This window comes from Hallerella succinigenes, assembly GCF_002797675.1.
In the GTDB taxonomy this organism is placed as follows: Bacteria; Fibrobacterota; Fibrobacteria; order Fibrobacterales; family Fibrobacteraceae; genus Hallerella; species Hallerella succinigenes.
The window spans coordinates 874,966-888,784 of sequence record NZ_PGEX01000001.1 but is presented as its reverse complement, the minus strand read 5'-3'; the positions used below and the strand labels follow the sequence as shown (position 1 = coordinate 888,784).

The 13,819-nt window shown below is 47.8% G+C and carries 15 protein-coding genes and 1 pseudogene; 13 read left to right on the top strand and 3 right to left on the bottom strand.

The features are described 5' to 3' along the window. Positions 1 to 60: 60 nt before the first annotated feature. Complete coding sequence (locus tag BGX16_RS03940; protein ID WP_100424883.1) at positions 61 to 495, bottom strand: RrF2 family transcriptional regulator; 435 nt, start codon at positions 493 to 495, stop codon at positions 61 to 63. A gap of 104 nt (positions 496 to 599) precedes the next feature. On the opposite strand from BGX16_RS03940, the gene BGX16_RS03935 reads away from it, so the two are divergent. The 7 genes from BGX16_RS03935 to BGX16_RS03910 all read left to right on the top strand — a co-directional run bounded on the left by BGX16_RS03935 (position 600) and on the right by BGX16_RS03910 (position 6,896). Beyond that, positions 600 to 1,526 carry a LysR family transcriptional regulator gene (locus BGX16_RS03935; RefSeq protein WP_100424882.1) on the top strand — a complete coding sequence of 309 codons (927 nt, stop codon included), beginning with the start codon at positions 600 to 602 and terminating at the stop codon, positions 1,524 to 1,526. Between the two features lie 335 nt (positions 1,527 to 1,861). Continuing rightward, a complete protein-coding gene (locus tag BGX16_RS03930; protein ID WP_100424881.1) occupies positions 1,862 to 3,148 on the top strand; it encodes an O-acetylhomoserine aminocarboxypropyltransferase/cysteine synthase family protein in 1,287 nt (428 codons plus the stop codon). Between the two features lie 26 nt (positions 3,149 to 3,174). Beyond that, the gene (locus BGX16_RS03925) at positions 3,175 to 4,332 is read left to right on the top strand and encodes a trans-sulfuration enzyme family protein (protein ID WP_100424880.1); all 1,158 of its coding nucleotides are present in this window, start codon (positions 3,175 to 3,177) and stop codon (positions 4,330 to 4,332) included. A 14-nt stretch (positions 4,333 to 4,346) separates the two neighbouring features. Further along, positions 4,347 to 5,258, top strand: a complete 912-nt coding sequence (locus BGX16_RS03920) for a PLP-dependent cysteine synthase family protein (protein WP_100424879.1) — start codon at positions 4,347 to 4,349, stop codon at positions 5,256 to 5,258. 23 nt (positions 5,259 to 5,281) lie between these two features. Next, on the top strand, positions 5,282 to 5,839 hold the full coding sequence (locus BGX16_RS03915) for a carboxymuconolactone decarboxylase family protein (RefSeq protein WP_100424878.1): 558 nt from the start codon (positions 5,282 to 5,284) through the stop codon (positions 5,837 to 5,839). An 80-nt stretch (positions 5,840 to 5,919) separates the two neighbouring features. Further along, positions 5,920 to 6,087: a hypothetical protein gene (locus BGX16_RS14795; RefSeq protein ID WP_198514854.1), complete on the top strand. Its 168-nt coding sequence runs from the start codon at positions 5,920 to 5,922 to the stop codon at positions 6,085 to 6,087. Next, positions 6,036 to 6,896, top strand: coding sequence for an ABC transporter substrate-binding protein (locus BGX16_RS03910; RefSeq protein ID WP_198514853.1), 861 nt, complete (start codon positions 6,036 to 6,038; stop codon positions 6,894 to 6,896). The genes BGX16_RS14795 and BGX16_RS03910 overlap by 52 nt, the downstream gene beginning before the upstream one ends. A gap of 73 nt (positions 6,897 to 6,969) precedes the next feature. Here BGX16_RS03910 and metK read toward each other — a convergent pair whose 3' ends face one another. Further along, the gene (gene metK / locus BGX16_RS03905; protein WP_100424877.1) at positions 6,970 to 8,160 is read right to left on the bottom strand and encodes a methionine adenosyltransferase; all 1,191 of its coding nucleotides are present in this window, start codon (positions 8,158 to 8,160) and stop codon (positions 6,970 to 6,972) included. A gap of 241 nt (positions 8,161 to 8,401) precedes the next feature. Between metK and BGX16_RS03900 the strand changes: the two genes are divergently transcribed. The 5 genes from BGX16_RS03900 to bioB all read left to right on the top strand — a co-directional run bounded on the left by BGX16_RS03900 (position 8,402) and on the right by bioB (position 12,591). Next, positions 8,402 to 8,791, top strand: coding sequence for a hypothetical protein (locus BGX16_RS03900; RefSeq protein WP_241899438.1), 390 nt, complete (start codon positions 8,402 to 8,404; stop codon positions 8,789 to 8,791). Between the two features lie 64 nt (positions 8,792 to 8,855). Beyond that, positions 8,856 to 10,172, top strand: coding sequence for an ISL3 family transposase (locus tag BGX16_RS03895; RefSeq protein ID WP_157797854.1), 1,317 nt, complete (start codon positions 8,856 to 8,858; stop codon positions 10,170 to 10,172). Between the two features lie 36 nt (positions 10,173 to 10,208). Next, positions 10,209 to 10,838: a hypothetical protein gene (locus BGX16_RS03890; RefSeq protein WP_241899437.1), complete on the top strand. Its 630-nt coding sequence runs from the start codon at positions 10,209 to 10,211 to the stop codon at positions 10,836 to 10,838. A gap of 16 nt (positions 10,839 to 10,854) precedes the next feature. Then, positions 10,855 to 11,457, top strand: a complete 603-nt coding sequence (locus tag BGX16_RS03885) for a dimethylsulfonioproprionate lyase family protein (protein WP_100424875.1) — start codon at positions 10,855 to 10,857, stop codon at positions 11,455 to 11,457. 168 nt (positions 11,458 to 11,625) lie between these two features. Continuing rightward, positions 11,626 to 12,591 carry a biotin synthase BioB gene (gene bioB, locus BGX16_RS03880; RefSeq protein ID WP_100424874.1) on the top strand — a complete coding sequence of 322 codons (966 nt, stop codon included), beginning with the start codon at positions 11,626 to 11,628 and terminating at the stop codon, positions 12,589 to 12,591. A 98-nt stretch (positions 12,592 to 12,689) separates the two neighbouring features. On the opposite strand, the pseudogene BGX16_RS15220 reads toward bioB, so the two are convergent. Beyond that, positions 12,690 to 12,920: pseudogene (locus tag BGX16_RS15220) on the bottom strand (rhodanese-like domain-containing protein); the annotation flags it as partial. A gap of 226 nt (positions 12,921 to 13,146) precedes the next feature. Here BGX16_RS15220 and BGX16_RS03870 point away from each other — a divergent pair. After that, the gene (locus tag BGX16_RS03870) at positions 13,147 to 13,686 is read left to right on the top strand and encodes an RBBP9/YdeN family alpha/beta hydrolase (RefSeq protein WP_100424872.1); all 540 of its coding nucleotides are present in this window, start codon (positions 13,147 to 13,149) and stop codon (positions 13,684 to 13,686) included. Positions 13,687 to 13,819 lie beyond the last annotated feature (133 nt).

Below are 13,819 nucleotides of genomic sequence, written 5' to 3'. Positions count from 1 at the left end.
AGATAAGAAAAAGCCTCGCAGCAATTGCGGGGCTTTTTCTGACAGGAAAAGGTCACTTTTTTATTTCGAAGTTGCGGCTTTCGACTTGATACGCTTATGCGTTAGATCTTCTAACGAAATGCTGTCGAGAAAGGAGGTGACGATTTGATTCAGCTCGGTCCAAAGGGGGAGCGTCGTGCAAACTTTGGAGTGCGCGCAAGGAACGGCGTCGTCTTCAAGGCAGGCGACAGGGGCGAGCGTTCCTTCTGTTGCACGTAAAATTTCACCGACCATGTAATCTTTAGGAGCTCTGTTCAGCCTATATCCACCTGTCTTTCCTCGGGTCGCTTCGATCAGCCCTGCTTTGGAAAGCAGCGCCATAATGGCTTCTGCGTATTTTTGGGAAATGCCTTGACGCGTGACGATGTCTTTGAGAGGAATGAATTCGTCGTTGTGCTGTTGGGCAAGATCTGTCATGACCCGCAACGCGTAGCGACCTTTGGTGGATACAATCATATTACAAATGTAATACTTTTGGAAAAAATTGGCGTCTAGATGGGGTCAAGTCTTGTGATTGGGATTCCTTTTTCTATAATTACCTATGCAAATGGTAGGTAATTATGACTCTTCAACAGTTACGTTATGCGGTCGGAATTGCGGAAACCGGATCTTTTAACAAGGCGACAGAAAAACTCTATGTTTCCCAGCCATCTTTGACGGCGGCAATCCGGGATCTGGAAGATGAACTGAATATTCTGATTTTTAACCGAACAAGTCGCGGTGTTACGCTGACGAGTGAAGGAGAGGAGTTCATTGCATATTCCCGCGAACTGATGGAACATTATGAATCGGTTCTTGAAAAGTATGGCAAAATCGGCAAGCGCAAAAAGAAGTTTGGCGTTTCGACGCAGCACTATTCTTTTGCGGTGAAAAGCTTTGTGGAAACGGTAAAGCAGTTCGATACGGAAAAGTATGATTTTGCTATTCGAGAAACGCGTACAAAGGAAGTCATTGAAGACGTCGCTTCGTTCAAAAGCGATATTGGAATTCTTTACCTGAGCGATTTCAATCGGAAAGTCATTGCGAATTTACTAGAGGCTCGAGACCTCGAATTTCATAAGTTGATAGATTGCAAGGCTTATGTTTATTTGCGGAAGGAGCATCCCTTGGCAAATAACAAGTTTATTACGCTAAAGCAGTTGGACGATTTTCCGTGCCTTTCTTTTGAACAGGGGGATGATGGATCTTTTTACTTTGCGGAAGAAATTTTAAGTACCAATGAATATAAGCGGACGATCAAAGCCAACGACCGAGCGACGATGTTGAACTTGATGATTGGATTGAACGGCTATACGCTTTGCTCGGGTATCATTTGCGAAGAATTGAATGGGGACGACTTTCGGGCGGTTCCTTTCAAGGATAAAAGCGATGAAGCGCGTTGTGTGATGGAAATCGGATACGTTTGCAAACGGAATATGCTTTTGGGAATGGTCGGCGAACGTTATGTAGAATGCTTGAAGGATTATTTGGATAACGTCAAATCCTGAGTATTATAGTTAAAATCTATTGCTGGCTAAAAGAATATAGTATAGAACTATCTATTGCATTCTGCCCGATCTTATTCTATCTTAAAGCCTACAAGATTGATAGGTAATTGAAAATGTTTTTGATTTCCTAAGCATTCGAAGGAGCGCCTATGATGTGTGATAGTGATTGTCGAATGCCGAAAGGCATTTTGAAATTCAACTAGCCAGAGCCTTTTGTCCTGAAGGCTCACCCGCTAGAAAAAAAAGAGCTAAAAGGACATTTCAAAAAAAATGGAGTGACCTAGGTTTTTGAGTAAAAACCGGTTGCCCGCTATAATCTAAAAGGAATTCTTATCATGACGACCCAGAACAAACTTCATTTTGAAACCCTCCAGATTCACGTTGGCCAGGAAACCGCAGATCCCACGACCGATTCCCGTGCCGTTCCTATTTATCAGACCACTTCCTACGTTTTCCACAATGCTCAGCATGCTGCAGACCGTTTTGCTTTGAAGGATGCGGGTAACGTCTACGGGCGCATTACCAATACGACCCAGGGAGTTTTGGAACAGCGTATTGCCGCGCTGGAAGGCGGTGTGGCGGGCCTTGCGCTTGCAAGTGGTGCAGCCGCAATTACCTATGCGATTACCGCTCTTGCCCATAAGGGCGATCACGTGGTGGCCCAGCGTACGGTTTACGGTGGCACCTTCAACTTGTTGCAGCACACGCTCCGCGACTTCGGTATTGAAACGACCTTCGTGGACACCCACAGCCTCAAGGACGTGGAAAGCGCTATCAAGGAAAACACAAAGCTCATCTTTATCGAAACGCTCGGTAACCCGAATTCCGATATTCCGGATATCGACGCGATTGCTGCAATCGCCCACAAGAACAAGATTCCGCTGGTCATAGACAATACCTTTGGAACGCCGTATTTGATTCGTCCCATCGAACATGGTGCCGATATCGTGGTGCATTCCGCGACGAAGTTTATCGGCGGTCACGGTACGACTCTCGGCGGCGTGATTGTGGACAGTGGCAAGTTCGACTGGGAAGCTTCGGGTAAGTTCCCCCATCTGACCGAAGTGAACAAGAGCTACGGTCTCTCTTTTACCAAGGCCGCGGGCGCTGCTGCCTATGTGGTTTATATCCGCACCATTCTCCTCCGTGACGAAGGGGCTGCCATTTCTCCTTTCAATGCCTTCCTCCTGTTGCAGGGGACTGAAACCCTCTCGCTGCGCCTGGATCGTCATGTGGAAAATACCAAAAAAGTTCTGGATTATCTCACCAAGCACCCGAAGGTTTCCCGCGTGAATCACCCGAGCCTGCCGAACCATCCGGACCACGAACTGTACCAGAAGTATTTCCCCAATGGCGGTGGTTCCATCTTTACCTTCGACATCAAGGGTGGTCAGGAAGAAGCCTTTAAGTTCATTGACAACCTGAAGATCTTTAGCTTGCTTGCCAACGTGGCCGACGTGAAGAGCCTGGTGGTTCACCCGTACACGACGACCCATGCGGAACTGACTCCAGAAGAATTGGCCGCTGCCAATATCACTCCGGCGACAATCCGTGTCTCTATCGGTACGGAGCACTATGAAGATATTATCGCCGACCTGGAAAACGGTTTTGCCGCTATCTAGGTTGAAAAGAAGAGAGGCTTTTCGATATGTTCATTTCAAAATTTATCGAGACGAAGCTTATCCTCGGGGGCGTTGACGGCGATCAGGCGACAGGAGCCGTGAACGTTCCTATTTACCAGACGTCTACTTACAGGCAGGCGGGGCTTGGCGAAAATACGGGCTGGGAATATTCCCGTACCGGGAATCCGACGCGTGCCGCTTTGGAAGCCTTGATTGCAGAGCTTGAAGGGGGCGTTGCGGGTTTTGCCTTTGCAAGCGGCATGGCTGCCACATCTACAGTGCTTTCTCTTTTTAAGGCGGGTGACCGCCTTATTATTTCGAGCAATGTGTATGGCGGAACATTCCGCGTCTTGGATAAGGTCTTCAAGAATCTGGGTATTCACTATTCCATTGAAGATACGACGAACCTGGAGACCTTGGAAACAAAGATTACGCCGGATGTGAAGGCCTTTTTTGTGGAAAGCCCTGCGAACCCGCTTTTGACAGTAACGGACCTTTCGGCGGTTGCACAGATTGCGAAAAACCATGGCCTTTTGACGATTGTGGACAACACATTCATGACTCCCTACTTGCAGCGACCGCTGGAATTGGGTGCCGATATCGTGGTGCATAGCGCTACCAAGTATCTGGGCGGTCACAGCAATCTTGTGGCGGGCCTTGCGGTGACAAGCAACAAGGAACTTGCCGACCGCTTGGCTTTTGCGCAGAATGCGGTCGGTGCGGTCCTGGGTCCCTTTGATTCCTTCCTGTTGATTCAGGGAATCAAGACCTTGGGCGTTCGCCTGGATCGTCATACAGAAAATGCGCTTCGCATCGCGCGCTATCTGGAAACTGCGGAGGCAGTCAAGAAGGTCTATTATCCGGGGCTCCCGACGGCTCAGGGCTACGAAATCAACAAGCGGCAGGCGAAAAATGGCGGTGCCATGATTTCCTTTGAACTGAATGGAAATTACGATGTCCGGAAATTTTTCAAGGGCCTGAAACTGATTTCGCTGGCAGAAAGTTTGGGAGGCGTTGAAAGTCTCGTGTGCCATCCGGCTACCATGACGCATGCGTCGATACCCAAGGAAATTCGCGAGAAGGTGGGCATTACCGACGGTCTGATTCGCCTCTCGGTGGGCATTGAAAAGGTGGACGACCTCATTCTAGACTTGAACTCGGGCATCCAAGCCTCACTCACGTAGGAGGGTATTTGGATATGCACTACTATGAATCCATGCAGGCCTTGATTGGCCATACTCCGCTGGTAAGGCTTTCTCATGTCGGTGTCCCTGAAGGTGTAAAACTTTTCGCGAAACTGGAACTGTGGAATCCGTCGGGAAGCGTCAAGGATCGCACGGGCCTTTACATGGTCAATGCTGCCTTGGAAGAGGGATCGCTGAAACCGGGCGGAACCATTATCGAAGCGACGGCGGGAAATACGGGACTTGGAATTGCCTTTGCCGCCCTGAATCGTGGCCTGCGGGTGATTTTCGTGGTACCGAATAAGTTCTCCCAGGAAAAGCAGATTCTTTTGCGGGCTCTGGGTGCAGAACTCATCAACACACCTCGTGAAGAGGGCATGCTGGGAGCTGAAAAGAAAGCGGAAGAGCTTTTGAAGACGATTCCCGGTGCGGTTTCGCTGCGCCAGTTCCGCAATCCGGCGAATCCCCGCGCCCATTACGAAACCACGGGACCTGAAATCTATAAGGATTTGGATGGCCATGTCAACTATGTGGTGGCGGGTGCAGGGAGCGGCGGAACTTATTCTGGAATCCTCCACTACCTCAAGGAAAAGAATCCGAAAATCCAGGGTGTGCTTGCCGATCCCGTGGGCTCTACCATAGGTGGCGGCGAACATGGCGATTACAATATCGAAGGAATCGGAAACGATTTCATAGCCGATACCATGGATATTTCGCTGGTGGACCGGGTTATCAAAATTAATGACGAGGATGCCTTTGGCGGGGCCCGTGAACTTGCCCAGAAAGAAGGGATTATCGCCGGTTCTTCTTCCGGTGCGGCCTTTGCTGCTGCAAAGAAGTTGATTGCAGCGGGCGCCCGGGGAAACATTGTCTTTGTGGCACCCGACCGCGGAGATCGTTACTTTAGCAAGGGCCTGTATGTCTAGGCCTTAAAACAAGGAGAGAAAAAATGGCAAGAGTAAAATTTATCGAATCTGCCGAAGAAGCCCAGGGCAAGGCCAAGGAAGCCTATGAAAAGTTGGTTGCTGCAGGCAAGATTACCAACATGAAGCGGGCGCTGCTCCAGGATTACGCTACCTATGATGCCTTTATGGGTTGGTACACGAGCTGGAACCGCCTTGTAGAAGTGGTGGGACTCCGAGCTTCGACCATTTATGCACATGCGATTTCTACCACCAACAGTTGCCAGCTCTGCTCGCTGTTCTTTATTAGCGACTTGAAGGCTCTGGGAATCGATCCGAAGGATTTTGAGTTCGACGAAAAGGAAGGGTTGTTGATTGAACTTGCTCACCAGATCGTGAAGGATCCGACTAAGGTTTCCGACGAGCTGATCGCTAGCTTGAAGAAGTTCTTTAGCGATAGCGAATTGGTGACGGTCGTAGGATTTGCTGCTCAGATGATCGCGACGAACAACTTCAACTCGGTTCTGAAAATCGATGTGGATCAGCGTCTGTTGCCCATCGTAGATGAATTCAAGCCTGCTACATGGCGCGAAAACATCAAGTAGACTTGAGTTAATGATACAAGACAACGTTCCCGGAAAACTGAAAACTTGTTTTTCGGGAATTTTTTAAGGAATAATTTGCGATGAAGAATAACTATAAAATTTACTTGATCGCTCTGCTCGCCTTGGGATTTGCTTTGCTGATCGAAGCTTGTAACGGGGATAACCAGGTCGAAAAGAATGCGCAGCTCCTTTTTATGTGGCGAAAGAAAAAGGATTCTTTGCCGAAGAAGGAATTGACGCGAAACTGATTGCGGCTGACAGTGAAACGCGTAAGCTGGGGCTTAGCAAGGGGACCTATGCGCTTACGAATTCGGACTTTCAGTTTTTCCAGGCGATTGAAAACGGTGTAGATATCAAGATTGTTGACGGTATTCACATCGGATGTATCAAGGTTCTGGTGAAAAAGGGGTCGCCTTACAAGAAAGCTTCTGACCTGAGGGGAAAAAAGATTGCTGTCGATGAAATTGGCGGTACTCCGCATCAGGCGGCTAGTCTTTGGCTGTCTTTAGGAGGCGTTTCGACAAAGCCTGAAGACAATCAGGTGCATTTCTTGCCGTATGCCGATGGCAACTTGGCACTTGCGGCTTTAGAACAGGGGCAGATTGATGCGGCGGCTATTTGGGATCCCCTCGCTTCTGCTTACGAAAAATCGGGCAAGGCAGACGTCATTATGGATGTGGCAACCGATCCTGTTTTCGCAGGTCGTTATTGCTGCTTCTATTATGTTTCGGGTATCCTTCTGGAAAAAGAACCGGGAAAAATCAAGGCTCTTCTCCGCGCTCTTGAACAGGCCCATGCTTGGATCAGTGAACATCCGGAAGAAACCGTGGAACTCATGCAGGCCGGTAAGCATTCCGCTATCGAAGACAAAGAATTTGCGACAGCACTCATCAAGTCGTACGAATACCAGTCTCCCGAACAGAAAATCAAGAGTGGTCGAAACTTGAAAGCCGATTTGCATTATTTTGCGGATCTGCTGCATAAAGTCGGATACCTGCAGCTGAATGCCGATGAATTCACCGAAAAAATCTACCGTGAAGTGGATTGGAATAAGTAATCATTCGCTGGTTATAATCAAAAAGGCTCGTCACTTGACGAGCCTTTCATCATAATTATTCGATTTTGCCGATTTACACTTTCGCAAGTTTCTTCAATATGGCAGCCTTGTCTGTTTTTTCCCAGGTGAAGCGCGTGCCTGTGCGACCGAAGTGGCCGAGTGCAGCGGTTGCCAGGTAACCGGGCTTCTTCAAGTCAAGCATTTTCACGATGCCGGCCGGAGAAAGGTCAAAGGTTTTCTTGACGATTTCTTCGATTTTGCGGTCGTCAATCTTGCCTGTTTTGAAGGTGTTCACGAGAACGGAAACCGGCTTGGAATATCCGATTGCATAAGCGATTTGCACCTCGCAACGGTCTGCAAGGCCTGCGGCAACGATGTTCTTTGCAACGTAGCGTGCCGCGTAGGCTCCGCTTCGGTCAACCTTGGACGGATCCTTGCCACTGAAGGCGCCACCGCCGTGACGGCCCATGCCACCGTAGGTGTCCACAATGATCTTACGGCCTGTGAGACCGCAGTCACCATGCGGACCGCCAATGACAAACTTTCCGGTCGGATTGATGAGAAAACGAGTATTCTTATCCAAAAGTTTTGAGGGAATCACCTTCTTGATGAGCTTTTTGATGATTTCCTTCTCAATAGTGGAATGCTTGAGTTCCTTGCCGTTCACGAATTCATCATGTTGGGTGCTGAGCACCACGGTATCGACGCGCACCGGCTTGTCGTTTTCGTCATACTCGACAGTCACCTGAGATTTTGCATCAGGACGGAGCCATTTGATTTTTCCATTTTCGCGGAGGTTCTGAATTTCTTCCACGAGTTTGTGCGCAAGGCTAATCGGAAGCGGCATCAGTTCCTTGGTTTCGTTGACTGCGAAACCGAACATCATGCCTTGATCTCCTGCGCCCTGCTTATCGTCTTCCTTGCCTTCGGCGGCTTTAGCATCTACGCCCTGGGCAATGTCTGGGGACTGCTTGTCTACTGCTACGAGGACGGAGCAACCTTTGTAATCAAAAGCGAGTTCCGGATTCACATAGCCAATGCTCTTGATTGTCTTGCGTGCGATTTGCTGGCAATCGATAACTGCTTTTGTAGAAATTTCACCGGAAATCACGACGAGACCGGTGTTAGCTAGAGTTTCGCAAGCGACGCGACTGTCCGGATCCTGCGCAAGGCAGGCGTCGAGAATTGCGTCAGAAATTTGGTCGCAAACTTTGTCTGGGTGTCCCTTGGACACGGATTCGGAAGTGAAGAGATAATGTGCCATTGTGTTCGGCTCCTTTTGCTAACAGCACCGAAAAGAACGTCGCGTTTTTGATCATTCCCAAGTGCTGAAAAATACACGATCGAAACAACTATGCTTAAATCTACATAGATGCATAAATATTGTCAACCGAAAAATGACGTTTCACTTATACAAAAAATTGATAGCAAGTGTTAGGAAATTTGTATTGGACGCAACAATATGTGGCATCTATACTTTGTAAAAAAAGTGAGGTTACATATAAATGGGCATTTTAGTGGATGTAAAAAAATATCTGTCTTTGGAAGAGTTTCCCAAAAACATTCAAGATTATCTTTCCGTGACAATCACGGATCATGCCTATTTGCCTAAGACCGAAGATATTACGAGTGATTGGGTGGCGTATATTGCGGCTCCTGCGTTCAAGCTGATTCGCGAAAAAGCGGGGCATGATTTGGACGCGTTTGCATCGATTGGCACAGGTTCCGGAATAGATGTCTTGACAGGCGTTGAACTTCTGGGCGTAAAACGCGTAGGCTTTACGGATTTGCTGAAGAGTGTGGTGGATACCGCTGCCGAAAACATTAAAAAGAATGGCTCTTCATCAACATGTGTGGGTGGCTTCGCCACCCTTTTTTTGTTGACTTTCGCCTAAATCAAACAAAAAAATGGGCTATTTTCTAAAATTTAATCGCCAAAAAAAACAGAAGAAAAAGCCCATGTCAAAATTATACAAATCCATCTTCAATGTCAACGGCTGTTCAGTCGTCAAGCAGGAGCAAACCGACACCACGGTCACCATCACGGTAAGACTCACCAAGGGCAACGCCAGCAGGTGCGGCTGTTGTGGGCGAAAAGGGAAGCTCTACGACAACGGCCGGGAACAGAGGGTATGGCGGACGCTCGATCTCGGCACGAAGATGGGCTTCATCAGGATGGACACCTACAGGGTGAAGTGCAAGAAATGCGGCGTAAAAACGGTGAAGGTGCCGTGGGCAAGCCACAGGTCAGGCTTCACCGACGCCTTCGAGCAGCAGGTCGCATGGGCCGTATGCAGCATGTCGAAAAAGGCTGTCGCAAAGCAGCTACGCATCGCCTGGAATACCGTGGGGGAAATTGCCGACCGCGTATGGGATTGCCTGGACACAAGGCCGATCAAGGCAGGCTGCATCTTCAGGCGCATAGGCATCGACGAGACCAGCTACAAGAAAGGGCACAAGTACATAACGGTGGTAGTGGATCACGACAGGCGCTGCGTGATCTGGGTCCACGAGGGCTACGGGAAGGAGGTGCTGGACCTCTTCATGAGGGAACTCAGCGAAGAGCAGCGCAAGGGCGTGGAGCTTGTGACTTGTGACGGAGCCAAGTGGATAAGGTCAAGCATCGAGGAGTTCCTGCCCAATGCCGAACGGTGCGTGGACAGCTTCCATGTCGTACAGTGGGCGACAGAAGCCCTGGACAAGGTCCGTGTGGAAACCTGGAAGGAGGCCCGCAAGGAAAACCGCAATCAGAAACGGGGCCGAGGCAGGCCCACGAAGGATAGCGTCCCGAAGGACCGCACCGCGGAGGGGATAAAGAACTCCAGGTACGCTCTGGGCAAGGCTCCAGAGAACCTTAACGAAAGCCAGCAGAGAAAAATAGAACTCATAGCAAGCCGCTATCCGCGTCTCTACAGGGCATACCAGCTCAAGGAGGAACTGCGCATCATCCTGAAGATGGGCTATGACGATGCCAGGGAAAATCTGGACAGGTGGCTGTGGCGTGCAAGCCACTCACGCATCGGCTCAGTCAAGGATCTGTACGCAAAGATCAAGCGTAACTACGACGGAATCCTCAACACAATCAGGCTGGGCGTGTCAAACGCAAGGATCGAGGCGACGAACAACAAGATAAAGCTACTGATACGGACTGCCTATGGCTTCAGGAACATGAACAACATGCTGTCGCTGATAATGTTGAGCTGTTCCTATGTCGATGTAAAGATAGCCTACGAATGGGAATCGGAATCGAGAGAATCATCTAGCAAGGCTGCCTAAATGCTACCACACATATTGATGATGCCTCAAAAGAATTTGAAAAATGCAGATTCGGTAAAATTGGAATTTGGAGCGGGGGATCTTTTGCGTCCTCTTGAAAACAGTGACCGCCGTTATGACGTGATTTACGAAAATTTGCCTAATGTCCCGTTGACCGATAATATCAAGATCGAAGACGAACGTAATAGTGGACATTATTTGGAAAAACGTGAGGAAGTGATACCGGAATTTGTGCATGAGCAGATGCTGGATTTGCATTACCTGGCGCTTAGGCAGGCTCGTGATTACCTGTCGGAAAAGGGAGCCGTTTATTCAACTCTCGGTGGTCGCGTACCGCTTAGTGCGTTGATTCGACTCGGTGAATTGGCTGAGTTTTCGTCTGAAATTTTCACCTATTCCTGGAAAGTTCAGGCGGAACCTGAAGATGTGATTTCGGGCTATGCCGCGCAAGAAAAGGCTGGACTTGGCCCGTTCCGCTTCTACCGAGCCAGCGATCTGCAGAAAGCATTCGCTAGCATTTCGGTAAAGGAATCTGGGAAGAACGCCTTCGAAATCGAAAAATCGCTGGAATCCTTAAAACTCACGGCTGCAGAAGCTTATAAAGCGTTTTTGCAGGGTGAAGTCATTGGCCATACGGTGGCTGTGTTAAAGTCGAGCAAGAAGTAAAAATGCGAGGAGTTGGATGCCAAATTTCATAGACCACCTAATCGAAGAATCCAAGCGTTTTCTGAATGGACGTGCGCAAATAAACGACGACATCGGTCAAGAAGCAGCTAAATTCGTGATGCGAGAAATTCCACCCTCGATAGGGACTTTCGAAAAAAGTAATTCGCCGTTGATTCGTTGGCTTGAGGAAGCGATTCAATTTGGAAGTTCCGAAACAGAGGGCTTGTTAAAGGCTTTAAAACCGGTACTTCCTTTTTTACCATGGAAGTATAATTACAAGCCGCGTCCCGACATGCCTGATTTGGGCAGTCGAATGGGCTGGGGCGAAATTCTTGGTCCCGAAGCGCCTTTTCGCGATGAGCATTTTTGCTATGGATTTACGCTCTTGGGAAAGAATACGTTTTATCCGGCTCATTATCATCCTGCAACGGAACTTTATATCGTGCTTTCGGGACATGCTGAGTGGACTTTGGACGGTGTGACAACGGTTCGCCATCCGGGTGAATTTGTTCTGCACCCGTCGAATCGTATTCATTCTATGCGGACAACTGAAGAACCTCTGCTGGCTCTTTACACATGGAGCGGCGAAGATGTGGTGACGCTTTCGAAATATGTGTGATAGAATGCGAAACGATGAATACGGATGTCAAGAGTAAAAACATCTTGACCAATGACGTTTGCGCGATGGCAAAGAAGCCGTTTTCGCATACGGGAATTATTGAATTTCAAGGGTAATTAATGACATACTTTGTCAAAATATTTAGCCTTGACGAAAGAGAGGTGAATAATGAAGGCTGGTGACGAAAAGAAATTTTCCAGAGCGGAATGTCTGCAAATTTTGAATTTACCGGACGACGCACTTGAAAATTTAATGGAAACAGCTTATTCGCTTCGTACCAAATACAAGGGCAACCGCGTCAGTATTCAGATTTTGACGAACGTGCGAAGTGGAAATTGCACACAGAATTGTGCCTATTGTGCTCAGTCGCGTGATTCAAAAGCACCGATTGAAAAATACAGAAGCGTCTCCGATGAAAAACTGGATAGCAATAACAATCTTGTAAATGAATTCCATTTGTCCAGACACTGCATTGGGCTTTCGGGCATGGGATTTACCGATAAGGAAATTGAGAATCTGGCGGAACGCATTGCCCGCATGAAAAAGTCGGGGACACATATTTGCTGTTCTATCGGATTTTTGACAGAACACCAGGCGCGCGTTTTAAAGGCTGCAGGCCTTGACCGTATCAATCATAATTTGAATACGAGCCGCCGTTTTTATCCTGAAATTTGCAGTACGCACACATACGAGCGTCGCATTCAAAACATTCAAATGCTGCAACGTGTCGGCTTTGAAATTTGTTGTGGCGGAATTATCGGAATGGGTGAATCCAAAGAAGACGTTGTTGATATGCTTTTGGATTTGGTGGCTATCAATCCTGAATCGGTGCCGATAAACTTTTTGTTGCCAGTCAAGGGAACTCGTCTTGCCGAACGTGATGTTTCGAATCTTACATTCGAATATTGCATGAAGATTCTTTGCCTTGCACGCTTATTGCTCCCGAAATCGGATATTCGTTGTGCTGCCGGTCGTGAAGTCTATTTTAAGGGGCACGAAAAGGAACTTTTCAAAGTGGTCGATTCCGTTTTTGCGTCGGGTTATCTGACCGAGGGCGGTCAATCCTTATCCGAAACTTTTAAGACGATTGAAAATGCAGGTTTCACTTGGTTTGTAGAAAGTGCAGATCCATAATCTTTGACCAAAACTTTTAAATAAAATAGGTCAGATCTCTGCATTCTGCAGAACCGTGCATAGTCGCGACTCCACCTTGGCACCCATGCCGCCGAAGTTCATACGAGAAAGCCCAAGTTTTTTGGAACCCCGCGGCGTCGTTGGCCATGATGAGCGTCATTACCGATCATGGCTTTTCGTATAGATTCGACTGCTTGCGCGATTGGCCGAGAGCATTTGGGAATTGAGTCAAAACCGCCTTCGAGATTATAAACATCATCATTCTGGACGACGAGTATTTCTGCGACCAGTTCGGACCTTTCTCCCGTTGAGCAGAAAACATAAATGGGTTTGTTTTGGTTGAACGCCTATAACTAGGCATTAAAAGAATGTATTGGACTGATGCTTGGGGTAGATCTAATTTTTGACCAAACTTAATTCCGTTATTCAAAAGGAGTTTGTCAATGAAAAAAATACAACTCAATATCTTTTGACCTTCTTGCTTCTTTCTCAGGCAGCTTTCTTTGAATTACGGATTCTAGAAGCGACGGTATTTGAGAATGGAGGTTTTCACGAATGCACTATTTGATAATTCCTGGTTTGAATAATTCGGGCCCCAGTCATTGGCAAACTTTTTGGACAAAGAGTTTGCCAAGTGCGAGTCGTGTTTATCAGCGTTGCTGGGATAAGCCGCAAAAAGAAGAATGGGTGGAAACCCTTGACAAATTCATTCGCCAGCAAAAAGACGATACGATTCTAGTAGCGCATAGCTTGGGCGTTGTAACGACTGTCCTTTGGCTCTTGAGGGCCGGACGGCAGGGGAGCATTCCTTCAAATATTAAAGGAGCGTTCCTGGTAACGCCCGCCGATGTGGAGAGGGTCGCCCATATCCAAAATTTTGCGCCGATTCCTTCCGAAAAATTACCGGTGCCTGCATGTGTCGTAGGCAGTGAAAACGATCCGTATATGACTTTGGAACGCGTTGAATTTTTTGCTAAAGTTTGGGGAACGAGACTATTCAACGCGGGTGCTCTGGGCCATATCAATTCGGAATCTAACCTCGGTGAATGGGAACAGGGACGCAAGTTCCTTGCGGAATTTGAAGGTGGATTATAAGATCTGTTATAGCCTGTAACTATATCCAAATAGGAAAAAAGTATAGCTGAGAATAAGGAAAAATATTGACGCGTGAATGGCTTTTTTTTATATTAATTCCTATAAAAATAGTAGGAAACGAGAGTAGAGATTA